Raw genomic sequence first — 22,082 nt, forward strand, 5'->3', positions numbered from 1 at the left:
CAATCAAACCCTTTCACTTCATTTTCTCCCCATTATTTTGATGGATCGGGTGCACGACACTTCAGTTTGCGATTCCTGCAAAATGGGTGGAGGGGCGATTTTCGGTGCGGGCCAGTCTTGCTCCAACTGGCGTAAGTCGTCCACCATCGCTCGCAGGTCCTGATGGAATTGAGCGGCATGGGCCGTGCGCCAATCGTGCAGTTCTTTCACAATCGGATCAGTCCACATGAGGGTTGCGTATTTCACTGATGCCGGCCATCCATTTCACGGGATGACGGCCGGCGAGTTCAGTCGAAGGCGGCAGCGTATTTCACTCGGTCGGAGCGCAGCGACGCAGTGGATGAGTGTTTACTGTTCCGTGATGGAGTTCGTCAAGGGGGTTTTACGTTTTCGTAAGGATTCTCCGGTCAGGTTGAGGGTGTAGGCGTTATGGACGAGCCGATCGAGGAGGGCATCAGCCAGAGTGGGTTCGTCCAGATAGGCGTGCCAGCTTGCCACGGGCAACTGGCTGGTCACGAGGGTGGATTGACGGTGATGCCGGTCATCGAGGATTTCCAGAAGATCACGGCGGCCCTCGCTGGTGAGCGGTGTTAAGCCCCAGTCATCGATGACCAACACGTGTGCTTTAGCGTACTCGCGTAGCAGCTTGGGATAGCGGCCATCGGCGCGGGCCAACGCCAGTTCAGGGAGCAAGCGGGGCAAACGGACATAGCGCGCGGTATAGCCCAGACGACACGCATGCTGAGCCAAGGCACAAGCAATCCATGTTTTCCCCACGCCGGTGGGGCCGGTAATCAGGCAGTTGAGATGCTCCACAAGCCAGCGTTCACCGAGCAGATGCTGGATGAGGGTTTTATCCAGGCCCCGGGGATGTTGGTAATCCAGGTCTTCCCGGCAGGCTTGCTGGGGCAAACGGGCTTGCTGTAAGCGGTACTGGAGGCGACGATTCGCGCGTTCGGTCAGTTCGCGATCAACCAGGAGACTCAAGCGATCCGTAAAGCTGAGCTGATCGCTATCGGGCATCTGGAGTTGCTCGTGCAAGGCCTGACGCATGCCGCTGAGTTTCAAGGTGTGCAGTTGTAGGCTTGCCAACGATTATCCCTACATTATCAACGAACTGAGCGTTAATCAAATTGTCTAATAACTATAGAAGACCTCTTTAGAGACTCTAAATTTATAGAGGAGGTGCGGCAATGAACGCGGAATGGATGTTTGATGCACGTAAAATACCGGATGAAGTGATGAATTACATCCGGCGTATTGCGGTTCGCGCGGTCGAAGAGAAGCATTATGGTCCGGAGCTTGTTGCTGATTTTTTGGGTATCGACCGAACGAGTATTTATGATTGGCTTCGCAACTATCGTTATGAAGGAGAAGAAGCCCTGGATACCCGGAAAGCGCTCGGCGCCACGTGTGTGATGACTCCGGATATTGATCGATGGTTAAAAGAAACGATACTCAATACGACGCCGGCGGATCATGGCTATGATACGGTTTTATGGACTTTAGAGATCATGGTTAATTTATTGAAAGAGTACTTTGGTTTATGGGTATCGGATGCCACGGTTCGTCTGCATTTACATCAATTAGGACTGAGTTGTCAAAAACCTTGTTATCATGCCTTAAACCAGGATCAGGAGGAAGTTAAAAAGTTTATTAATGAAGAATTTAAAGAGATTCAGAAGCGGGCTCAAGAACTTGGAGCGGATATTGCGTTTCAGGATGAGTCATGGGTTCAAGGCCATACGCGTTCTGGACGGACGTGGGGCTTAGTCGGTCATCCGCCTGAAATTAAAGTGAGTGATGACCGGGGTGGGTTTCACATTTTATCGATGGTTACGGCGACGGGCGAGTTAATATTTGAAGTGACCACTCAAAAATGAGTGAGTGGGGTTTTCATTGCCTTTTTAGAGAAGGCATTAGAGGGTCGAGAGCGCCCATTAATTGTCATCACGGACAATGCGTCTTATCATACCTCGAAAGAAGTCAAAGCCTTTCTTGAGACGCATCGAAAACAAATCCGCTTGTTCTTTCTTCCCCCCCACTCGCCAGAGTTAAATCCGGATGAACAGGTTTGGAATGAGATCAAAAATGATCATCTGGAAAAGGAGCCAATTAAAAACCGGGCTGATTTCAGAGCGCGCGTTTATTCTGCTTTGGAAAAGCTAAAAGAATTTCAGGAAAGGGTCAAATCATTTTTTAGGCTCCCTGATACTCAATACGCTAATCCTGAAAAAGCTCCAGCATGATTTTTGTGGGGATAACTATTAGCAAGACAATGATCGAGAAGGGGTTGTTTCAGCATGGCGGAGGCTCCTGGGTTATTGGTAATAGCGTGCGCCGCGCACGTTCGCGTGGGTCGCGGTCGAAGGGATGGGCGGTGGCGAAGTCCCCGCATCCGGGAGGCGTTGCTGGTCCAGGCCATGCTTGAGAATCGACTCGATGCTCTTGTAACTCAGTCCCCCAATGGCTAACGCGCGCTGACAGGCGGCCTCCAAGCGGTCGGCGCCATAGGCTTTGCCCAGACGCAAGATGCCCAAGCACGAGCGGTAGCCCTGCTGAGGATGGGGCCGCGTGGCCAGGATACGTTCCACTAGAGTCGCCGTGTGGGGGCCGGTCTGGTGAGCCCAGCGCACTAACCGTTCGGGCGTCCATTCGGCGTACTCCCGATGGGCTTTGGGCATGTGGGCGGTTACGGTGGTATGGCGACCAGGCTGCGGATGGCGGCGATGACAAGCCACCCGCTGACGTTGATGGAAGACCTCGACCGTGGTGGCGGTCAGGCGCACCTCCACTTCCTGGCGCACCAGGAGGTAGGGGACCGAATAGTAATGGCGCTCGATGTCAATGTGATAGTCAATGTTGACGCGCGCTTTTTTCCATTGCGCGAACACGTAGGGTTCGGCCGGTAAGGGACGCAACGCCGGTTGTTCCAGCGTTGCAAACCAATGCTGACGGGAACCGGGGAGTTTTTTGAAGGCGCGCTGATTGAGGGCGTCGCGCAGTTCGCGGATGACCGTGTTGAGTTCGTCGAGACTGAACAGAGTCCGATGGCGCAAGCGGGCCAGAATCCAGCGTTCCACCACGAGCACGCCACTTTCCGCTTTGGCTTTATCACGCGGTTTTCGGACACGCGCGGGGATCACCGCGACGCCATAATGGGCGGCTAACTCCAGATAACTGGGGTTGAGGTCGGGCTCATAGCGGTGCGGCGTCTGGACGCCGGTTTTCAAATTATCTGGAACCACAATTTCCGGGACACCGCCGAAAAATGCAAAGGCCCGGACATGCGCCATGAGCCAGTCATCCAGTCCTTGGGTCCAGGTCGCCTCCACATAGGTGTAATTGCTGGCGCCCAGCACCGCAACAAACACTTGGGCCTGGCGGAGTTCACCCGTGATGCGGTCCACGATGGGCACGGTGGGACCGGCGTAGTCCACAAACACCTTCTCACCGGCCCGATGGGTCTGGCGCATCACCACATCGGTATGCGCCACCCAAGCCCGATACTGCTGGCAGAACCAGGTGTATTGATAGCCCTGGGGATGCGTGGCTTTGTACTCTTCCCACAAGAGCCACAAGGTGACGCCGGGGCGGCGTAATTCCTGGTGGACGGTGGCCCAATCCGGTTTTCCGCGATCCGCAGACCCAGCGGCGGGGCGCGGCGGAAACAACCGTCGTTCCAATTCATCGGCCATCATGCCCTTGGGCAGGGGCCAACCCAGGCCCGCTCGTCGGGCGCGTTGCAGATACTCTCCGACCGTGCTACGGCCGATCCCGCAACTCCGGGCAATTTGTGGTTGGCTATGGCCCGCCGCCTGCAAACGAAGCACTTCTTGAATCTTGCGCATGGATAACCTCTCAGTCGGCATGAGTTCCTCCTCGGAAAAAAAGGAACCAGCCTACAAGTTGTTAACCTGCGTCGCTGCTCATTGGCGAAACAACCCGCCGCCTTCCGTGTAATGGCCTGCCGCCTTCCGTGAAACGACCTGCCGTCATCCCGTGAAATACGCAGAGGGTCTCCTAATAGTTCTTCCGGGGTGCAAATCACCGGAGGCCGATAGCCCAGCGTTTGGCAAAGGGTTTCGATGAAGGGTCGTTGGCAGGCATTGGCAATGTGCACGCAATTCCAGGTCAACAGATAATCTATCCTGTGTACAGTCGCTATGGCGATATGAAGTGCGTCGTCCTTGGCGCGAGCAGGTAAAGCCATGCGGTTCAAGAGTTGCTCCGCCAAGTCGGTCGCGGCATCGCTCAGATGCAAAAGCGGGATACCATCCAGGAGCGCTATAGTCTCGCTAGCAGTGATCCCTACATTCCAAGGGATGTATTTTTTAATAATTTATAAAAATCAATTATATGACGAATATTTTAGTGAATTTCTCTATTAGCAGGACAATAACCGCCGTTGGGCCACTACCGGATCGCCGGCGCGGCTTTCCGCAATGACCAATGCTGAAACGGATAACGCCCACGCTTGCCGTGTATCCCACCACTCCTGACTGATTTGCTGGTGCGCCGCCACAATCAGATCGCGGCTGGGACGGGCTGCCAAATAGCTAATGACCGATGTTTCCAGATAAACCGTACGCGATGTTCGACTTTTCCGAGGGGAGATGAGAGCAGGCGGATGCGGCATGGCGATGTGAGCTAAGCTGAGAGGAACCAACCGCCTCAACCGCACGGAGAGACCGCCATGCCGCTCGAAGACTTTATCATCACGGTGTTTTGTTGGGTAGACGAACACCTGAATGCCCTGCTCGGGGATCACTGCTTACGCTCGCGAGGCTTCGCCCCCAAGCTGAATGATAGTGAAGTGATCACGATGGAAGTCGTCGGCGAGTTCTTAGGGCTGGATACGGATGTGGGCATCTGGAAGTACTTCGGTCGTCATTGGCCGTCGTGGTTCCCGGAACTCGGATCGCGGACGACGTTTGCCCAGCAGGCGGCGAATCTGTGGGTGATCAAGCAGCGGCTTCATCAGCAGCTGCTGATCGAGTTGGGGGCGGCGACGGACCCGATTCGCTTGGTGGATGGTTGCCCTCTGCCCCTCTGTGTGTTGACCCGTGCCCCGCACTGTCGGTTATTTCCTGCGGTGGCGGATTTTGGCTATTGTGCGGCAAAGAAGCAGTACTATTACGGGCTTCACGGTCATCTGATGGTCACGATCCATGGCGTCATCACGGCGTGGACGGTGACGCCCGCTACGGGTGATGAACGCGAGGCGTTGTGGGATTTGACCGAAGGTGTTCAGGGTTGGGTGATCGGCGACAAAGGTTACCTGAGCGCCTTTCTTCAGACGGAACTGGCCACGACCGGGATTGACTTGCAAACCCCCTTGCGGGCCAACATGATCGATCCGCGTCCCCCGTGGGCTGTCCAGCAGCTTACGAGAACCCGCCGCCTCGTGGAAACGGTCATCGGTCAGCTCACCGAGCCATTCCATTTTGAGAAAATCCGGGCGCGGGATGTGTGGCACTTGACGAGTCGGATCGCCCGAAAAGTCTTAGCGCACACCTTGGGTATTTTCATGAACCGACAAGTCGGTCGGTCAGACCTCCAGTTTGAGGGCCTGATCGCCTGAAAGTCGAACATCGCGTAAACCGTAGGTTTCATCACTGCCGCGCGATGTTGCTATAAGGCTTATGGACACTGCTTGTAGATGTCATACTCCTGCCCGTTCCAACGCCAAACCGGGCAATGCGAACTGTCCACTACAGCATCAGGGTCCCCCACAATCGCAATGTCAGGGTAACCCTGATTCTTGGTCTTAAGCACCTTGTAAAAGCCATCAAAACCAAATTGTGGCTGCCATTGACCTTGATTATCTTTGATGTATAGATTCATATAGGCGCCAAGCTGACCAAAGCAAATTCCTCCAAATTCAAGGGTAAAAACTTCTGGTTGGCCGTCGCTGTTTAGATCGACTACTTTTGCTTCGTATTCAACCCATCGCTCACAATCCTTGACATAGTACTTTCCCTTAGTTGCCTTCAACTCGCCACCGGTCGCTTCGGCAATGATTTGCGCGTCGGTTGCGGCATTTCTTTTCGGGGTCGCCTGAACCGCTGCTGGATTTGCCATTGATGATTCTGGCGCAGGGGTTATTGGCGACATCGAAGCACTTAACATGCCCTCCCGGCATTCCCGAAACAACTGCCGCCGTTCTTCACGGTTGTAGCCTTGTTTCGCTTGCGCCCGGCAGGTTGCCCGCTCTTCCGGGGTTAACCGTTGTCGCGCTTCGGCTTGCTGAGTATGACTGGAATTCTGGGCAAAGGAGGGCTGAATACACCCAATAAGCCCTGAAAATGACAAGGAAAGTGCAAAGGGTAATAAAATACGACAGGTCTGATTCGACATGCATTACTCTCCTGTACAGATTTTGAAATTATGCCGGTTTCGATGGCCCACTCGCGTTGTAGCTTTTTGAGAAAATCCTGAAAAACGCCCGTTTCTCTGGAGTTCGTCTTGTTTCTCTCGCCACACTGTGGCTAGCGCTTACGACTCGAAAGATCCGTAAGACGATGCATCGCCGAGAAATCCTTCGATCCGCTGTATGTCATTATCGTAGTTTTATCGTTTTTCTGGCCTAACAACGATTATCTGGTTCCGCCTATCCTGCATCATTAGCAAGATAGGCGGAAATCCAAGCCGTCCGAAGAGCTAAAGAAGAGCAGACTTGAGCCGTACTCAGGTTGACTTACCCTCATCCAGCAACTCCTTGATAATCATCGGTGTGCCGCATTCCGGGCAGCGAGGGATCGCTTCTATGGGGATGTAAACGATCTCCGTGTGCCGACATTTCGGGCACTCAATCTGAATGGGTTCAGCCTTATCGCGTTGCATGGGCCAATTCCTCGGGTTAGGCAGGATTGCTGTTTTGGCAACCCAACCGGGATGTTAAGCAGCAGTTGGGGAAAGCAGACGCGCAATCGCCCGCTCAAGACGCTGTAAACCCTCTTCAATCAATTCATCGGGGATAATCAGCGAGGGCGCTAACCGGATCACATCCGGCCCGGCGACCAGCACCAGCAACCCTTCATCGAGCGCTGCCTTGATGAATTCCCGGCTGCGCCCTCGCCAGGTTTCAATCAATTCGCAACCCAATAAGAGACCCATGCCGCGCAATTCCCGGAACAAGTGAAACTGCTCATTGATCCGGCGCAGACCGGCCATGAAGACTTCATGCTTGCGCTGAACTCCTGCCAACAATTCGGGATCACTGATGAGATCCAGCACCGCGTTGGCGACCGCACAACCCAGTGGATTGCCGCCGTAGGTCGTACCGTGGCTGCCGACGTTGAGACTTTCAGCGATTGCAGTGGTAGTGAGCATAGCGCTGATGGGGAAGCCACCGCCCAGTCCCTTGGCGGTCGCCAGGATATCCGGGGTGACGCCGTAGGCCATATAGGCGTAAAGATGACCGCTGCGCCCATTGCCGCATTGCACTTCATCGAAGATCAGCAGCGCCTGATGGCGGTCGCAAAGTTCGCGCAGTCCTTGCAGAAACTCCGGGGTCGCGCAAGTCACGCCGCCTTCGCCCTGCACCGGCTCGACAATGACCGCGCAGGTGCGGTCAGAGATGACAGTGGCGAAAGCGTCCAGATCATTGAACGGAACATGGGTGACGCCCGGCGGCAGAGGTTCAAACCCCTGGGTGTATTTGGGCTGCCCGCCGACGGTTACGGTGAACAGCGTACGTCCGTGGAACGATTGGGTAAAGGCGATGATTTCATGCTTGTCCGCGCCGAAGTGGTCGGAAGCATACTTGCGGGCCAGCTTGAGCGCGGCTTCGTTGGCCTCGGCGCCGGAATTGGCGAAAAACACCCGTTCGGCAAAGGTTAGATCGCACAACCGACGGGCGAGCTTCAGCGCCGGTTCATTGGTCAGGACGTTACTGACATGCCAGAGCTTTTGCGCCTGTTCGGTGAGCGCGGCCAAGAGCTGCGGGTGAGCGTGCCCCAGCCCGGTCACGGCAATGCCGCCGGCGAAGTCGATGTAATCTCGCCCTTCCTGATCCCACAAACGGGAGCCTTCGCCACGCACCGGGATGATCGCCGCCGGGGCGTAGTTGAGAACCATGACTTGATCAAACCATTCGCGGGTGATGGGGGAATGACTGCTCATCGGGAGAATCCTGAATCGAGGTTGAACGAGGTATGAACCGACGCATAGCATACCTGGTTTGGAATGTTAGCGCTTTATGACATGATGGCGGCGAGAATGCTTTCAATTTCATGGCGAACGGCTTCAATCGGCTGGTTGGCGTTCACGATTCGATAGCGATCCGGATTTTGCAAGGCGCGCTCCCAGTAAGTCGCCCGAACCCGCTCGAAAAACGCCTGATCTTCCTGTTCAAAGCGATCCGCTATGCTGCGTTTCCCGGCTCGGGCCAATCCAACTTCCACCGGCAAATCAAACAACAGGGTCAGATCGGGACGCAGATGGCCCTGCACCCACGTTTCCAGATCCGCAATTTGCTCCAGGGACAGGCCACGCCCGCCGCCCTGATAAGCATAAGTCGCGTCGGTGAAGCGGTCACACAACACCCAGTCGCCCCGGGCCAGCGCGGGGCGAATGACTCGTTCCAGATGCTCAGCGCGGGCGGCGAACATCAGCAGGGTTTCCGTCGTCAACGCCATGCCGTCATGGCGATGGCCGAGCAACAGAGCACGAATTTCTTCGCCCAATGTTGTACCGCCCGGCTCGCGGGTGATCACGACCGAATAACCGGCCTGTTCCAGATAGTCGCGCATGAAGGCCAGTTGCGTGGTTTTACCGGCGCCTTCGCCGCCTTCGACAGTGATGAATCGATGAGCCATCGTGTTCTCATAAGAATATTTAGTGGTGCAATCCAAATACCGGGTCTCCCCTTGGCTTGTCAACTCCCTCACAGAGCACCATTGTGCGATTGCTTTGGCTTTTTTCATCTGAACCCTTGCCAATCCCGCCTTCTTTGGGTAATCTTCCGCGCCTATTGCTTAGGCGCGTAGCTCAGTTGGTTAGAGCACCACCTTGACATGGTGGGGGTCGTTGGTTCGAGTCCAATCGCGCCTACCAGATTTTGTAGGTTGCACAGCAAAGCGATTATCGAAGGGGCGCGCCTTCCTTCCAAAAGAAGGTTAAATGGTGCGCCCTTTACTATTTCCAACTCCCTGGAAAACCCTCAGTCGATCAAGAGAATTGTAGCGATGCCGACCATCTCGCTCCCCGATGGCAGCCAGCGCGTCTTCGAGAATCCCGTCAGCGTCCGGGAGGTTGCCGCCGCGATTGGCCCCGGACTGGCCAAAGCCGCTCTGGCTGGCAAGGTCGATGACCGCCTGGTCGATACCTCGCATGTGCTTGACCAGGACGCCCACCTGGCCATCATTACCGAACGCGATCCGGAAGGGCTGGATATTATCCGCCATTCCAGCGCCCATCTGCTGGCCCATGCGGTGAAGCAACTCTATCCCAGCGCCCAGGTGACGATTGGTCCGGTCATCGAAAACGGTTTCTACTATGACTTCGCTTTCGAGAGTACTTTCACTCCCGATGATCTGGAGCGGATTCAGGCGCGCATGGAGGAGCTGGCGGCGCGGGATATTCCCGTCACCCGCTCGGTCATGCCCCGCGACGAAGCCGTCGCCTTCTTTCGCAACATGGGCGAAGAGTACAAAGCGCAAATCATTGCCGATATTCCTTCCGGCGAGGATATTTCCCTTTATCAGCAGGATGATTTCATCGACCTTTGTCGCGGCCCGCACGTGCCGTCGACCGGGAAGTTGAAAGCCTTCAAGCTGATGAAGGTGGCCGGCGCTTACTGGCGCGGCGACTCCCGCAACGAGATGCTGCAACGCATTTATGGCACCGCCTGGACGGATCAAAAAGCGCTGAAAGCCTACCTGCATCGGTTGGAAGAAGCCGAAAAGCGCGATCATCGCCGGGTGGGCAAAGCGCTGGACCTGTTCCACGTCCAGGAAGAAGCGCCGGGCATGGCGTTCTGGCATGATCGGGGCTGGCGCGTCTATGTCGAAGTGCAGAACTATATTCGGCAAATGTTGCGCGAATATGGCTACCAGGAAGTCCATACTCCGCAGATCATTGACCGCAGCCTGTGGGAACGCTCGGGACACTGGGAAAAATTCCGCGACGACATGTTCACGACGGCTTCGGAGAACCGCGATTACGCGGTGAAACCGATGAACTGCCCCGGTCATATCCAGATTTTCAACCAGGGACTAAAAAGCTATCGTGATTTGCCGTTACGGATGGCTGAATTCGGTTCCTGCCACCGCAATGAACCGTCTGGCACGTTGCATGGTTTGATGCGGGTGCGCAATTTTGTTCAGGACGATGCCCACATCTTCTGCACCGAGGAGCAGATTCAGCCGGAAGTCACGGCGTTTATGGATCTACTGTTCCAGGTCTACGCCGATTTCGGTTTCACTGAAGTACAACTGGCTCTAGCCACCCGTCCCGACAAGCGGGTTGGCAGTGACGAGGTCTGGGACAAGGCGGAGAAGGCGCTGGAGCTGGCGCTGAACCGTACTGAGCTGCCCTGGCGGCTCAAACCCGGTGAGGGCGCGTTCTACGGTCCCAAGATCGAATTTGTGCTGCGCGACTGCCTGGACCGACTCTGGCAATGCGGCACCATTCAAGTCGATTTCTCCATGCCGGGTCGGCTGGACGCGCATTACATCGCCGAGGACGGAAGCAAGCGGGTTCCCGTCATGCTGCATCGGGCGATTCTCGGTTCGCTGGAACGGTTCATTGGCATTCTGATCGAGCAATATGCTGGCGCGCTGCCGGCCTGGCTGGCGCCGGTGCAGGCAATAGTGCTCGATATTACCGACCACCAGGCCGAATATGCCGTCCAGGTTGAAAAATCCCTTGCGCGACAAGGTTTCCGGGTCGAGTCTGACTTGAGAAACGAGAAAGTCGGTTTTAAAATTCGCGAACATACTTTGCAGCGCGTTCCCTATCTGCTGGTCGTTGGCGACCGAGAGATGGAAAACGAGACCGTTGCGGTGCGCACCCGCACTGGCCAGGATCTGGGCAGTATGAGCCTGCCCGCCTTCGTGGAGCAGCTGCAAGCCGATATTGCCCGGCGCGGGCGAACTGAATAACGATTGGAGGACCGCAACATCGCTGCGAATAATGAACTCCGGCTCAACGAAGAGATCACCGGGCGCGAAGTACGCCTGATTGATCAGGACGGCGAGCAGGCGGGGGTTGTCTCCCTGGTGCAAGCCAGGCGGATGGCTGAGGAAGCCGAACTGGATTTGGTGGAAATCTCCCCGAACGCCAAGCCGCCGGTTTGCCGCATCATGGACTATGGTAAATACCGGTTTGAGCAGGCCAAGAAGCAAAGCGAAGCTCGAAAGAAGCAAAAACAAATCCAGGTCAAGGAAATCAAGTTTCGTCCAGGCACGGACGAAGGAGATTATCAGGTCAAACTGCGCAACCTGATCCGTTTCCTGAGTGAAGGCGACAAGGCCAAGGTGACGTTGCGGTTTCGCGGCCGCGAGATGGCGCACCAGGACCTTGGCCTCAACCTTCTCAAGCGCGTCGAAGATGATCTCACCGCTTACGGCGCAGTGGAGCAACGGCCCCGCATGGAAGGGCGGCAGATGGTGATGACCATCGCGCCGGTCAAAAAGAAATAATTTTCCCTGCCAGACGCCGACTACTCCCGGTCTTTGACGCAGATCGGGGTTAATCCCTGAATTGAATTAAACTTTTAAAATTGCGGAGTCATGCAATGCCCAAAATGAAAAGTAATCGTGGCGCAGCTAAACGCTTTAGCCGCACCGGTTCCGGCCAGTTCAAGTGTTCCCACTCGCATCTCCGGCACATCCTGACCAAAAAGAGCGCCAAGCGGAAACGCCAATTGCGTGGTACAACGACCATCGCGGCAGTGGATACCCGAGCCGTGCGCCAGATGTTGCCTTACGCCTGATGTTGCTGGATCGGAGAAACTAAGCCATGCCTCGAGTGAAACGCGGCGTTACCGCTCACGCCCGCCATAAGAAGGTCCTTAAACAAGCCAAAGGCTATTACGGTGCCCGCAGTCGGGTGTACCGGGTCGCCAAACAGGCGGTGATTAAGGCCGGCCAATACGCCTACCGCGACCGCCGCCAGAAGAAACGCGATTTCCGCGCGTTATGGATCGTGCGTATTAACGCTGGCGCCCATGAAAATGGCCTGTCCTACAGCCGGCTGATCAATGGTCTGAAAAAAGCCGCTATTGAAATTGACCGTAAGGTTCTGGCTGATCTGGCGGTGTTCGACAAACCGGCCTTCGCTGAATTGGCCAACCGCGCCAAGGTTGCCCTCGGCGTCGCCTGAACGATTCCCCCACTTCTCATCATGGGGAAAGGGCGCGATCCTTTCCCTTTTTTGTGAGCTATCGTTACGAGACCCACCCGCGTGGATGCATTGCCCGAATTATTGCAAACCGCCCAGACGGCTATTGCTGGAGCCAGCGATCTTGCTGCTCTGGATCAAGTACGTGTTCACTATCTTGGCAAAAAAGGCGCGCTTACCGAGCGGCTCAAGGAACTGGGCAAACTGCCCCCCGAGGAGCGCCGTCAAGCCGGTCAGGCCATCAACGAAGCCAAACAGGCGCTGGAAACGGCCCTTGCCGCGCGCAAGATCGAATTGGAAGCGATAGAGCTGGATGCCCGACTGGCCAGTGAAGCGCTCGACGTCACGCTACCTGGACGCGGCCAGCGCCCCGGCGGCTATCATCCGCTCAGCCGCACGCTGACCCGGATCGAGGAACTGTTCATTAGAGTTGGCTTTACCATCGCCGAAGGGCCGGAAGTTGAGGACGATTTCCGCAATTTTGAGGCGCTCAACATCCCTCCGCATCATCCGGCGCGGGCGATGCATGACACGTTTTATTTTGACGCGCATACCCTGCTGCGCACGCACACCTCACCGGTGCAAATCCGCGTGATGGAAACCCAACCGCTGCCGATTCGAGTTATCGCCCCGGGCCGGGTTTACCGTTGTGATTCCGACGTGACCCACTCGCCAATGTTTCATCAGGTCGAGGGATTGCTGGTTGACGAGGAAGTGAGTTTCGCTGACTTGAAGGGGGTGCTGGATGATTTCCTGCGGAACTTCTTCGAGCGCGATCTGGCGGTCCGCTTTCGTCCTTCCTATTTCCCCTTCACTGAACCCTCGGCTGAAGTGGATATCGCCTGTGTCATTTGCAGCGGCGACGGTTGCCGGGTGTGCAAGCAGAGTGGCTGGCTGGAGGTGCTCGGTTGCGGCATGGTGCATCCGGCGGTGTTTGACAAAGTGGGGATCGATAGTGAGCGCTACACGGGCTATGCCTTCGGCATGGGCGTTGAGCGACTGACCATGTTGCGCTATGGCGTCAATGACTTGCGCTTATTCTTCGACAACGATCTGCGGTTCCTGCAGCAGTTTCAGTGAGATCATCAGCATGAAAGTCAGCGAACAATGGTTGCGGGAATGGGTCGATCCTGATCTGTCCAGCATTGAACTGGCCGCGCAATTGACGATGGCTGGCCTGGAAGTGGATCATCTGGAGCCTGCTGCGCCCGCTTTTGCGCAGGTGGTCGCAGGCCGGGTTGTGGATGTAGTTCCGCATCCCGACGCCGACCGGTTGCGGGTGGCGACCGTGGATGTCGGCCAGGCTACCCCTCTGCACATTGTCTGTGGCGCACCGAATGTCGCGGTCGGGATGTGCGCGCCGACCGCCCTGATCGGCGCAGTGTTGCCCGGCGGATTAGCGATTAAAAAATCCAGACTGCGCGGCGTCGAGTCACAGGGTATGCTGTGTTCAGCCAGGGAATTGGGTCTGGCGGAAAGTTCCGATGGACTCTTGCCATTGCCGGCTGACAGTCAACCTGGTCAGAGCGTGCGCGAACTGCTCGGGCTGGATGACACCATCATCGAAATTGAATTAACGCCTAACCGGGGCGACTGCCTGGGCATGGAAGGCGTAGCCCGTGAGGTCGCCGTTCTCAACCGGTGTGATTTCCAACCGCTGGCGGTGGAGGCGATGCAACCGGCGCTGGACGCGGCCTTCCCGGTGACCTTGCTTGATCCTGCAGACTGTCCACGCTACGTGGGTCGCGTCATTCGCGGGGTTGATCCCACCGCCGAAACTCCTTTGTGGATGAAGGAACGATTGCGCCGGGCGGGCATTCGCAGTCTGGGACCGCTGGTGGATGTGACCAATTATGTGATGCTGGAACTCGGCCAACCCATGCATGCCTTCGATTTAAACCGTTTGACGGGAGGAATTGAGGTGCGTCGCGCCCGGCCCGGCGACCGACTGGAGCTGCTCAATGGGGTGGTCATTGAACCGGATGTCGAGACTCTGCTAATTACCGATCATCAAGGTCCCCTGGCGCTAGCCGGGATCATGGGTGGCGAAATTAGTTCCTGCACCGACGCGACGCGCGATGTGTTCCTGGAAAGCGCCTTTTTTGCGCCCGCCAGCATCGCCGGTCGCGCTCGCCGTTACGGGTTGCAAACGGACTCTTCCTACCGTTTCGAGCGTGGCGTGGATCCGCAATTACAGCGCCGCGCCGCCGAACGCGCTACGCGGCTGTTGATCGATATGGCGGGCGGTCAACCGGGACCGATTGTTGAAGCCGTATCGCCGGAGCATTTGCCGACGGAGCCGGCGATCCGTTTGTGGCCGACGCGCATCTGTAAACTGTTAGGCATGGAGATTCCACGTATTCAGGTCGAAGATATCTTGCGCCGGTTGGGTATGGTGGTGGTGACCGAGGTTGATCATTGGCTGGTGGTTCCGCCTAGTAGTCGTTTTGACATTGCCCTGGAAGCGGATTTAATCGAAGAGGTCATCCGCGTTTATGGCTATGATCGGGCGCCGGCCAACCGACCGCTCACCCGGTTGGAGATGCCTGCGCAACCGGAAGAACAGCTTGGTTTGGAACGGTTGCGTGAAACTCTGGTGCAACGAGGTTTTCAGGAAGCCATCACTTATAGTTTTGTCGACCCTATTTTTCAGAAACATTTGGATCCTGAATGCAAGCCGCTGGCGCTGGCGAATCCAATTTCCGCTGATCTGGCGGTGATGCGCACCAGTTTATGGCCAGGTTTATTGAAAGCGCTGATCTATAATCAAAAGCGTCAACAATCACGGGTGCGATTGTTCGAGCAGGGTCTGAACTTTTTGCCCAACAAGGAAAGATTGCGGCAAGAACTGTTTCTCGGTGGCGTCGCTGCGGGACCGGTCTTACCAGAACAATGGGACGCGCCGGTGCGGATGCTGGATTTTTTCGACCTGAAGGCCGATGTCGAGGCGCTGTTGGCCTTGACGGGCGAGTTAGGAGCGTTCCGGTTTGTCGCCGCCACGCATCCGGCGCTGCATCCAGGTCAGAGCGCCCGGATTGAGCGATCCGGGGAGTCGATGGGTTGGATGGGTGCGCTACATCCACGGGTTGCGCAGGCGCTGGATGTAGAAGGCGATGTCTTCGTTTTTGAGTTGCGGCTGGCGGGATTGCAAGCGGCGCGATTGCCTGTGTTCCAGGAATTGTCCCGCTTTCCGGTCAGCCGCCGCGATCTAGCGATTGTGGTGGATGAAAATGTCACGGCACAGGCTGTACAGAATCATATTCGCCAACGGGGCGGCCCTTTGCTACGCGAAGCGTGGCTGTTTGACGTCTACCGGGGCAAGGGAATTGCCGAAGGTCGAAAAAGTTTGGCCTTTGGGTTGAATTTACAGGATTTTTCGCGCAATCTTACCGATAGCATGGTTGATGAGACCGTATCCGGCATTATTGCGGGACTCACGGAACAATTTGGCGCAACGCTCAGGATATAAGGAGTTTAGGGGTATGGCACTGACAAAAGCCGATATGGCGGAACGATTATTCGAGGAATTAGGCATCAACAAGCGTGAAGCCAAGGAACTGGTTGAAATTTTTTTCGAGGAGGTTCGCAGTGCGCTGGAGGATGGGCACCAGGTAAAATTGTCCGGATTCGGCAATTTTGACTTGCGTGACAAAAACCAGCGACCGGGGCGCAATCCGAAGACAGGTGAGGAAATTCCGATCACTGCCCGGCGAGTGGTAACATTCCGACCCGGGCAGAAACTGAAGGCGCGAGTTGACAAGTTCAAAGGTTAAATCTTCCAGGAATGCTTGGCAAGCTCGATTGTTTGCATTAGAATGTCCTTTCATTTCGGCGGCTTGCCGCCAATATCGGGGCGTAGCGCAGCCTGGTAGCGCACCTGCATGGGGTGCAGGTGGTCGGAGGTTCAAATCCTCTCGCCCCGACCAATCCAAATCAGTAGGTTATAGTTGCCGATGACGGGCAAAGTTCTCCTCGCAGGTGCGCAGACTGGCTAGCGTATAGAATTGCGCCCGCCGCCCGTTCCTTCTTGGGCCGCAACACCCGTCTCAACCGTTGCGCCTCTTCCTACCGCGAGCCATATTTGCCGGAAACCCGTTATGGCTGGCCTGGAAGTTGTGCGCGCCGGGCGTCCGGCTGGATTCACGAATAATTCGTCATCCGTTGACCACTGCCGAGGCAGTGCTGCTCCAGTTCGCTAATCCCAAAGTCTGGACAAACGTCAGGTGAGCGATAATGCTGATGGTCGTTGGGGGTCAGGAACAGAAACAGGAAGTTGCTCCTGAATTTGCCCGGTTTCCATGCGGAAAGACAATAAAAAAAACCCGCCTCCTGTACAGGAGACGGGATGTCGGCTAATGATTCAACAATGAATCAGCAAAACTGCTTAGTGCTGTCCGATAGCGCGGCGCACTTCTTCCAGCGAGTTCGGATCGTCCAGGGTGGACAGATCGCCGGGATCGCGCCCCTCAGCCAGCGCCTGAATTGACCGTCGCAGCAGCTTGCCGGAACGAGTTTTGGGCAGAGCGCTGACAAAGTGAACGTTATGCGGCTTGGCCACCGCGCCCAGCAGTTCCTGCACCTTGGCGATAATCTCCTTCTCCAGGCGCTCGACGGCGCCGGCGGCTTCAAGCTGCGTCGGATCTTTCAAGCGAGCGAAACCAACAGGCACCTGACCTTTGACCTTGTCGGCGATGCCAATCACCGCGACCTCGGCGACTGCTGAATGCGCCTGGATGGCTTCTTCGATTTCGCGGGTGCCCAGCCGATGGCCCGCGACGTTGATGACGTCGTCAGTGCGGCCCAGAATGAAGTAGTAACCCTCTTCATCGCACACTGCCCAGTCGGAGGAGGTGTAGAGCAGCTCCTTGAAGCTGGAGAAGTAACTCTGCACAAAACGTTTGTCATCGCCCCAAACGGTGCTTAAGCAACCCGGCGGTAAAGGCGGCTCTACGACCAACACACCCTTTTCGCCACGTGGCACTTCCTCGCCAGTGCCTTCGTTGATCACCCGGATGTTATAGCCATACACGGGGAATCCAGGCGAACCGAAGCGATTGGGTTTCAAGTCCACGCCTGGCAGATAGGACAGCATCGGCCAGCCGGTTTCGGTCTGCCAGTAGTGGTCGATGACCGGAATCTGCAAGGCGTCGGTAATCCAGCGCGAGGTCGGCTCATCCAGTGGTTCGCCAGCCAGGAACAGGTAGCGCAGGCAAGACACGTCATGCATCTTCATATACTTCTGATCCTGGCCTTTCAGCACGCGCACCGCCGTCGGCGACGAGAACATGGTCCGCACCTGGTATTCATTGACAATTTTCCACCAGACGCTGGGGTCAGGCCGGGTTGGCATTCCCTCGTAGAAAATGGTCGGCGAGCCGTTGATCAACGGAGCGTAGACAATGTAGGAATGCCCCACCACCCAACCGATATCGGACGTGGCGAACATGGTTTCGCCCGGATTGATGTGGTAAAGATGCTTCATGGTGGAAGCCAGCGCCACCGCGTAACCGCCGACATCGCGCTGCACACCCTTGGGAATGCCGGTCGTGCCAGAGGTATAGAGGATGTAGCTGGGTTCGTTCGACTCCAACCAGACGACAGGAACCTCGGCGTCCATGTGCTGGGCGCGCAGGGTCGCGTAATCCAAATCGCGGCCTTCCACCAGCGTCAGGCCCTTATCCAGGCCCCGGTTGCACATCACCACTTTTTCCGGCGGGAACTTGGCCAAGCTGCAAGACTCATCGACCAGGTGCTTGTAGGGCACGGCCTTGCCATTACGCATGCCGGCATCGGAGGTAACCATGACCTTAGGCTTGGCGTCGTCGATGCGCACCGCCAGGTTGTAGGCGGCGAAACCGCCGAACACCACCGAGTGAATGGCGCCGATTCGGGCGCAGGCCAGAATAGAGAACAAGGCTTCGGCGATCATCGGCATATAGATGATGACCCGGTCGCCTTTCCCGACTCCCAGCGATTGCAGCACAGCGGCGAAGCGATTCACTTCACGGTGCAGTTCGGCATAACTATAGATGACCGTCTCGTTGGTTTCCGTCGAAATGTAAATCAGCGCATTTTGGTCGGCGCGATCTGCGAGATGCCGGTCTACCGCGTTGTAGCACAGATTGGTCTCACCGCCGACAAACCATTTGCAAAATGGTGGGTTGCTGTAATCCCGAATTTTTTGCGGCAGTTTGTTCCAGTGAATCAACTGGGCCTGTTCGCCCCAGAATCCCTCGGGATCGTCGATGGACCAGCGATGGAATTCTTCGTAAGTCATACTTGAGTATCCTCCAGCTTCAATGGTTTAGAAATGCGACTTTTATGATTGTCGGCAGCAAACAGTGTAGTCGGTTACTGGGAAATTTCCTGTTTGCCCGTACAGGACTGACTTGGAACACAAGTGTAGAACGGGCAAGTTGTCCGTTCTACACCTTGGCGCCTCGCGGCCTACTTCAGCAGATCTTCAATGCTGGCGCGTTCTTCGCGCAGTTCCTTTTCAGTCGCGTCCATTTTGCCGCGGCTGAACTCGTCGATCGGCAAGCCCTGCACAATTTCGTAGTCGCCATTCTTGCAAACGCAGGGGTAAGAATAGATCACGCCTTCGCTGATGCCATAGGAACCATCGGCGGGCACCGCCATGCTGACCCAATCGCCTTCGGGAGTGCCCAGCGCCCAGTCGCGCATGTGATCAATCGCCGAGGAGGCGGCGGAAGCGGCGGAAGAAGCGCCACGGGCCTTAATGATTGCCGCGCCGCGCTGCTGCACATCGGGAATAAAGGTATCGCGGTACCAGCCCTGATCGACCAGTCCGGTCGCGGCCTGGCCCTTGACCGTGCATTGACTGATATCGGGGTACTGGGTCGCGGAGTGATTGCCCCAGATAATCATCTTCTTGATGTCATTGACATGCGAGTCGGTCTTGGCCGCCAGTTGACTCAAAGCGCGGTTGTGATCCAACCGGGTCATGGCGTGAAACTGGCGTGGACTCAGACTCGGCGCGCTGCTGGCGGCGATCAAGGAGTTAGTGTTAGCCGGATTGCCAACGACCAGCACTTTCACGTCGCGGGCAGCATGATCATTCAGCGCCTTGCCCTGCGGTCCAAAAATAGCGCCGTTAGCGGTGAGCAAATCCTTGCGTTCCATGCCGGGGCCGCGCGGCCGCGCGCCGACCAGCATGGCGTAGTTGGCGTCAGTGAAAGCCGTCTTCAGGTCGTCGGTGGCGACCACGCTGGCCAGCAGTGGGAAAGCGCAGTCATTCAATTCCATCACTACCCCCTGCAAGGCTTGCAGCGCGGGGGTGATTTCCAGCAATTGCAGGATCACCGGTTGATCGGGACCCAACATACTGCCCGAAGCGATCCGGAAAGCCATGGCATAGCCGATGTTGCCGGCGGCGCCAGTGATCACGACGCGGACAGGGTTTTTCATGCATGTACTCCTTATTGTGGTTGACGACGATTAAGCCTGACAGACACGATGTCGGTCTGCTCTCGCTACTTTCCCGGATGGTTCTCGATGAGCGATCCCGGTAACCGGGACGGCGACATCGCATTCATTGGTATAATTGAAAATAGTAACGTAGATTGTCGTGTTTTGAAACGAATGCTGGCATTGACAGCGAGGGTTCTCAATATCATGAGTTCTTCCCCCTTTAAAGGTGCGGATTATATACTGACCGGTCTGCGCTGGTTACCCCGCGCCGGATTGCGCGGTTTCGTGGCGATTCCGCTACTCATCAATACGCTGTTGTTCGGTGTTGGCGTCTGGTGGAGTTTCGATCAGTTCCAGCATTGGGATCAGATGGTGCAGAGCTGGCTGCCCGGCTGGTTGAGCTGGCTGCACTGGTTGCTTTGGCCAATTTTCGTGCTAACCGTGTTAGTGATCGTGTTTTACACTTTCTCGGTTGTGGCGAATCTGATCGCTGCTCCATTCAATAGCTTGCTGGCGGAACGGGTGGAGAAACTGGCTCGTCCAGAGCGGTCCTCCCGATCTGAAACCGGCCTGAGTTGGAAGGAGCTGGTTCTGAGTCCGCTGGCGGAACTGAGTAAGCTGCTGTATTTCATCGGTTGGGCGATTCCAGTCCTGATTCTGTCCTTTATACCGGTGATCAATGTTGCGGCCCCGGTGTTATGGGCATTGTTCAGCGCCTGGATGCTGGCGCTGGAGTATGCTGACTATCCGCTGGGTAACCGGGGACTGTCATTTCGGCAACAGCGTCAGTTATTGCGTCAACACTGGCCATTAACCTTGGGGTTTGGCGGCGCGACCCTGGTTTTGACCCTGATTCCGATCGTGAACTTTTTGGCCATGCCAGCGGCGGTGATCGGCGCGACGTTGATGTGGGTGAAAGAAGCGCCGGAGTGAACAGGGCAATCAAAAATGCGCCTCATCTATAGCGGCCTTCTCTATCTCCTGCTGCCGCTGGCGCTCTTGCGGTTGTATTGGCGTGGTCGCCATGATCCAGGGCATCGCCAGCGCTGGCGCGAGCGCTTGGGTTGGGTTCCGCCCCTGTCGCCGGGCAGCCTGTGGATTCATGCGGTGTCCGTGGGAGAAGTACGCGCTGCGTTACCGCTGATTCGCGCATTGCTGGACCGGCGCCCTGAGCAACCGTTATTGGTGACCACCACCACTCTGACCGGCTCCCACCAAGTAAAGGACACACTGGGAGAGCGAGTGCAACACGTCTACGCTCCTTATGACCTGCCCGGCGTCGTGCGACGATTCCTGCGCCAGGCCCAACCCCGACAGGCGATTATTATGGAAACCGAATTGTGGCCGAATCTGCTACGGCAATGCGCTACGGCAGGGATTCCAGTGCTGATCGCCAACGCCCGATTGTCGGAACGCTCGGTGCGTGGGTATGCGCGGATTCCCCGGCTGACCGCATCCATGTTGCAGGACATCACCCTGATCGCCGCCCAGGGGGAGGCTGACGCCAGGCGCTTCCGATCACTGGGCGCGCCACGGGTCGAGGTGACGGGCAATCTCAAGTACGACCTGAAAATACCTGATGATCTACGGGAGCAAGGCCGGCAATTACGACAGAAATGGCTTGGAGAGAACCGGCCGGTCTGGATCGCCGCAAGTACCCACGACGGTGAAGATGAACAGATTTTGCAAGCGTTTACCAGGGTTCGCAGTAGCTGGCCAGACTTGTTGCTGGTGCTGACGCCGCGTCACCCCGAACGCTTTGATAGCGTGGCCGCGTTGTGCCAGGAACAGGGTTTCAATGTCATCCGGCGCAGCGCCCGGCAAGCCTGTACGCCGGATACTGCTGTCTTTCTGGGCGACAGCATGGGCGAGTTGTTATTGTTCTACACCGCTGCCGACCTGGCGTTTGTCGGCGGCAGCCTGGTTCCTACCGGGGGCCATAACGTGCTGGAGCCTGCATTGCTGGGATTGCCAGTGTTATTTGGCCCCTGTATGTTTAATTTCGCCGAGGCCAGCGAACGGTTGCTGGAAGCAAAAGCGGCCTGGCAAATCACAGATGCTGGAGAACTCGCTGTTACTCTCGACTGGTTATTGGCCGACCCTCAGCAGGGCCGGGATGCCGGTCAGCGCGGACGACAAGTCGTGGAACGCCATCGTGGAGCCTTGGCGGCGTTGTTGACCCATATCGAAAATGGAGCCTGGCCCCTTTTCTAAAAATGGATAAATTTGCCAAACCTCTCCTGAATACCCTCTATAATTAGGCATCGGGCTGATCTGAAGCCTTGCAACGCTATAAATCCCGC

At 56.4% G+C, this 22,082-nt stretch carries 22 protein-coding genes and 2 tRNA genes; 14 read left to right on the forward strand and 10 right to left on the reverse strand.

The window, feature by feature from the left end; genetic code table 11:
- Nucleotides 1-18 precede the first annotated feature (18 nt).
- Both H6973_15650 and H6973_15655 read right to left on the reverse strand, forming a co-directional pair.
- The gene (locus tag H6973_15650; protein MCP5127022.1) at nt 19-246 is read right to left on the reverse strand and encodes a hypothetical protein; all 228 of its coding nucleotides are present in this window, start codon (nt 244-246) and stop codon (nt 19-21) included.
- Between the two features lie 102 nt (nt 247-348).
- Nucleotides 349-1,053: an ATP-binding protein gene (locus H6973_15655; protein MCP5127023.1), complete on the reverse strand. Its 705-nt coding sequence runs from the start codon at nt 1,051-1,053 to the stop codon at nt 349-351.
- A gap of 140 nt (nt 1,054-1,193) precedes the next feature.
- Here H6973_15655 and H6973_15660 point away from each other — a divergent pair, with 140 nt between their 5' ends.
- The gene (locus tag H6973_15660; protein MCP5127024.1) at nt 1,194-1,883 is read left to right on the forward strand and encodes an IS630 family transposase; all 690 of its coding nucleotides are present in this window, start codon (nt 1,194-1,196) and stop codon (nt 1,881-1,883) included.
- A complete protein-coding gene (locus H6973_15665; GenBank protein ID MCP5127025.1) occupies nt 1,884-2,249 on the forward strand; it encodes a transposase in 366 nt (121 codons plus the stop codon). It abuts the gene before it with no gap.
- Between the two features lie 72 nt (nt 2,250-2,321).
- Here the strand turns inward: H6973_15665 and H6973_15670 are convergent, their stop codons facing one another.
- Both H6973_15670 and H6973_15675 read right to left on the reverse strand, forming a co-directional pair.
- Nucleotides 2,322-3,851 (reverse strand): IS21 family transposase, encoded by a 1,530-nt coding sequence (locus H6973_15670; GenBank protein ID MCP5127026.1) that lies wholly within the window; start codon nt 3,849-3,851, stop codon nt 2,322-2,324.
- 536 nt (nt 3,852-4,387) lie between these two features.
- Nucleotides 4,388-4,684, reverse strand: coding sequence for a hypothetical protein (locus tag H6973_15675; protein ID MCP5127027.1), 297 nt, complete (start codon nt 4,682-4,684; stop codon nt 4,388-4,390).
- A 12-nt stretch (nt 4,685-4,696) separates the two neighbouring features.
- Between H6973_15675 and H6973_15680 the strand changes: the two genes are divergently transcribed.
- The gene (locus H6973_15680; protein MCP5127028.1) at nt 4,697-5,584 is read left to right on the forward strand and encodes an IS982 family transposase; all 888 of its coding nucleotides are present in this window, start codon (nt 4,697-4,699) and stop codon (nt 5,582-5,584) included.
- A 59-nt stretch (nt 5,585-5,643) separates the two neighbouring features.
- Here the strand turns inward: H6973_15680 and H6973_15685 are convergent, their stop codons facing one another.
- From H6973_15685 to H6973_15700, 4 genes are all read right to left on the reverse strand, one after another.
- Entirely contained in the window at nt 5,644-6,360 is a 717-nt protein-coding gene (locus tag H6973_15685; GenBank protein MCP5127029.1) for a hypothetical protein, read from the reverse strand.
- Nucleotides 6,361-6,690: 330 nt separating this feature from the next.
- Entirely contained in the window at nt 6,691-6,846 is a 156-nt protein-coding gene (locus tag H6973_15690) for a hypothetical protein (protein MCP5127030.1), read from the reverse strand.
- A 54-nt stretch (nt 6,847-6,900) separates the two neighbouring features.
- The gene (locus H6973_15695) at nt 6,901-8,127 is read right to left on the reverse strand and encodes an aspartate aminotransferase family protein (protein MCP5127031.1); all 1,227 of its coding nucleotides are present in this window, start codon (nt 8,125-8,127) and stop codon (nt 6,901-6,903) included.
- 74 nt (nt 8,128-8,201) lie between these two features.
- Nucleotides 8,202-8,822 carry a dTMP kinase gene (locus H6973_15700; protein ID MCP5127032.1) on the reverse strand — a complete coding sequence of 207 codons (621 nt, stop codon included), beginning with the start codon at nt 8,820-8,822 and terminating at the stop codon, nt 8,202-8,204.
- Between the two features lie 161 nt (nt 8,823-8,983).
- On the opposite strand from H6973_15700, the gene H6973_15705 reads away from it, so the two are divergent.
- From H6973_15705 to H6973_15745, 9 genes are all read left to right on the forward strand, one after another.
- Nucleotides 8,984-9,060, forward strand: a tRNA-Val gene (locus tag H6973_15705).
- 131 nt (nt 9,061-9,191) lie between these two features.
- Nucleotides 9,192-11,108 (forward strand): threonine--tRNA ligase, encoded by a 1,917-nt coding sequence (thrS, locus tag H6973_15710; protein ID MCP5127033.1) that lies wholly within the window; start codon nt 9,192-9,194, stop codon nt 11,106-11,108.
- 18 nt (nt 11,109-11,126) lie between these two features.
- Complete coding sequence (infC, locus tag H6973_15715) at nt 11,127-11,648, forward strand: translation initiation factor IF-3 (GenBank protein ID MCP5127034.1); 522 nt, start codon at nt 11,127-11,129, stop codon at nt 11,646-11,648.
- A gap of 95 nt (nt 11,649-11,743) precedes the next feature.
- Nucleotides 11,744-11,941 (forward strand): 50S ribosomal protein L35, encoded by a 198-nt coding sequence (gene rpmI, locus H6973_15720; protein MCP5127035.1) that lies wholly within the window; start codon nt 11,744-11,746, stop codon nt 11,939-11,941.
- Between the two features lie 26 nt (nt 11,942-11,967).
- Nucleotides 11,968-12,330 (forward strand): 50S ribosomal protein L20, encoded by a 363-nt coding sequence (gene rplT, locus H6973_15725; GenBank protein ID MCP5127036.1) that lies wholly within the window; start codon nt 11,968-11,970, stop codon nt 12,328-12,330.
- An 81-nt stretch (nt 12,331-12,411) separates the two neighbouring features.
- On the forward strand, nt 12,412-13,428 hold the full coding sequence (gene pheS / locus H6973_15730) for a phenylalanine--tRNA ligase subunit alpha (protein ID MCP5127037.1): 1,017 nt from the start codon (nt 12,412-12,414) through the stop codon (nt 13,426-13,428).
- Nucleotides 13,429-13,438: 10 nt separating this feature from the next.
- Complete coding sequence (gene pheT, locus H6973_15735) at nt 13,439-15,817, forward strand: phenylalanine--tRNA ligase subunit beta (GenBank protein MCP5127038.1); 2,379 nt, start codon at nt 13,439-13,441, stop codon at nt 15,815-15,817.
- Between the two features lie 13 nt (nt 15,818-15,830).
- On the forward strand, nt 15,831-16,121 hold the full coding sequence (gene ihfA, locus H6973_15740; protein MCP5127039.1) for an integration host factor subunit alpha: 291 nt from the start codon (nt 15,831-15,833) through the stop codon (nt 16,119-16,121).
- Between the two features lie 76 nt (nt 16,122-16,197).
- Nucleotides 16,198-16,274 (forward strand) — tRNA-Pro (locus H6973_15745).
- Nucleotides 16,275-16,732: 458 nt separating this feature from the next.
- Here H6973_15745 and H6973_15750 read toward each other — a convergent pair.
- Both H6973_15750 and H6973_15755 read right to left on the reverse strand, forming a co-directional pair.
- Entirely contained in the window at nt 16,733-18,625 is a 1,893-nt protein-coding gene (locus tag H6973_15750) for a propionate--CoA ligase (protein MCP5127040.1), read from the reverse strand.
- A 170-nt stretch (nt 18,626-18,795) separates the two neighbouring features.
- A complete protein-coding gene (locus tag H6973_15755) occupies nt 18,796-19,776 on the reverse strand; it encodes a malate dehydrogenase (GenBank protein ID MCP5127041.1) in 981 nt (326 codons plus the stop codon).
- A 207-nt stretch (nt 19,777-19,983) separates the two neighbouring features.
- Here H6973_15755 and cysZ point away from each other — a divergent pair, with 207 nt between their 5' ends.
- Nucleotides 19,984-20,712 carry a sulfate transporter CysZ gene (gene cysZ, locus H6973_15760; protein MCP5127042.1) on the forward strand — a complete coding sequence of 243 codons (729 nt, stop codon included), beginning with the start codon at nt 19,984-19,986 and terminating at the stop codon, nt 20,710-20,712.
- Between the two features lie 15 nt (nt 20,713-20,727).
- Complete coding sequence (gene waaA, locus H6973_15765) at nt 20,728-21,993, forward strand: lipid IV(A) 3-deoxy-D-manno-octulosonic acid transferase (GenBank protein ID MCP5127043.1); 1,266 nt, start codon at nt 20,728-20,730, stop codon at nt 21,991-21,993.
- Nucleotides 21,994-22,082: the final 89 nt, after the last annotated feature.

It is taken from the genome of Gammaproteobacteria bacterium (genome assembly GCA_024235095.1).
In the GTDB taxonomy this organism is placed as follows: Bacteria; Pseudomonadota; Gammaproteobacteria; order Competibacterales; family Competibacteraceae; genus UBA2383.

Coding starts and splice junctions, on each gene's coding strand:
- H6973_15655 (MCP5127023.1), bottom strand. CDS start 1,053: ATGCGTCAGGCCTTGCACGAGCAACTCCAGATGCCCGATAGCGATCAG.
- H6973_15660 (MCP5127024.1), top strand. CDS start 1,194: ATGAACGCGGAATGGATGTTTGATGCACGTAAAATACCGGATGAAGTG.
- H6973_15670 (MCP5127026.1), bottom strand. CDS start 3,851: ATGCGCAAGATTCAAGAAGTGCTTCGTTTGCAGGCGGCGGGCCATAGC.
- H6973_15680 (MCP5127028.1), top strand. CDS start 4,697: ATGCCGCTCGAAGACTTTATCATCACGGTGTTTTGTTGGGTAGACGAA.
- H6973_15685 (MCP5127029.1), bottom strand. CDS start 6,360: ATGTCGAATCAGACCTGTCGTATTTTATTACCCTTTGCACTTTCCTTG.
- H6973_15690 (MCP5127030.1), bottom strand. CDS start 6,846: ATGCAACGCGATAAGGCTGAACCCATTCAGATTGAGTGCCCGAAATGT.
- H6973_15695 (MCP5127031.1), bottom strand. CDS start 8,127: ATGAGCAGTCATTCCCCCATCACCCGCGAATGGTTTGATCAAGTCATG.
- H6973_15700 (MCP5127032.1), bottom strand. CDS start 8,822: ATGGCTCATCGATTCATCACTGTCGAAGGCGGCGAAGGCGCCGGTAAA.
- thrS (MCP5127033.1), top strand. CDS start 9,192: ATGCCGACCATCTCGCTCCCCGATGGCAGCCAGCGCGTCTTCGAGAAT.
- rpmI (MCP5127035.1), top strand. CDS start 11,744: ATGCCCAAAATGAAAAGTAATCGTGGCGCAGCTAAACGCTTTAGCCGC.
- rplT (MCP5127036.1), top strand. CDS start 11,968: ATGCCTCGAGTGAAACGCGGCGTTACCGCTCACGCCCGCCATAAGAAG.
- pheT (MCP5127038.1), top strand. CDS start 13,439: ATGAAAGTCAGCGAACAATGGTTGCGGGAATGGGTCGATCCTGATCTG.
- ihfA (MCP5127039.1), top strand. CDS start 15,831: ATGGCACTGACAAAAGCCGATATGGCGGAACGATTATTCGAGGAATTA.
- H6973_15750 (MCP5127040.1), bottom strand. CDS start 18,625: ATGACTTACGAAGAATTCCATCGCTGGTCCATCGACGATCCCGAGGGA.
- H6973_15755 (MCP5127041.1), bottom strand. CDS start 19,776: ATGAAAAACCCTGTCCGCGTCGTGATCACTGGCGCCGCCGGCAACATC.
- cysZ (MCP5127042.1), top strand. CDS start 19,984: ATGAGTTCTTCCCCCTTTAAAGGTGCGGATTATATACTGACCGGTCTG.
- waaA (MCP5127043.1), top strand. CDS start 20,728: ATGCGCCTCATCTATAGCGGCCTTCTCTATCTCCTGCTGCCGCTGGCG.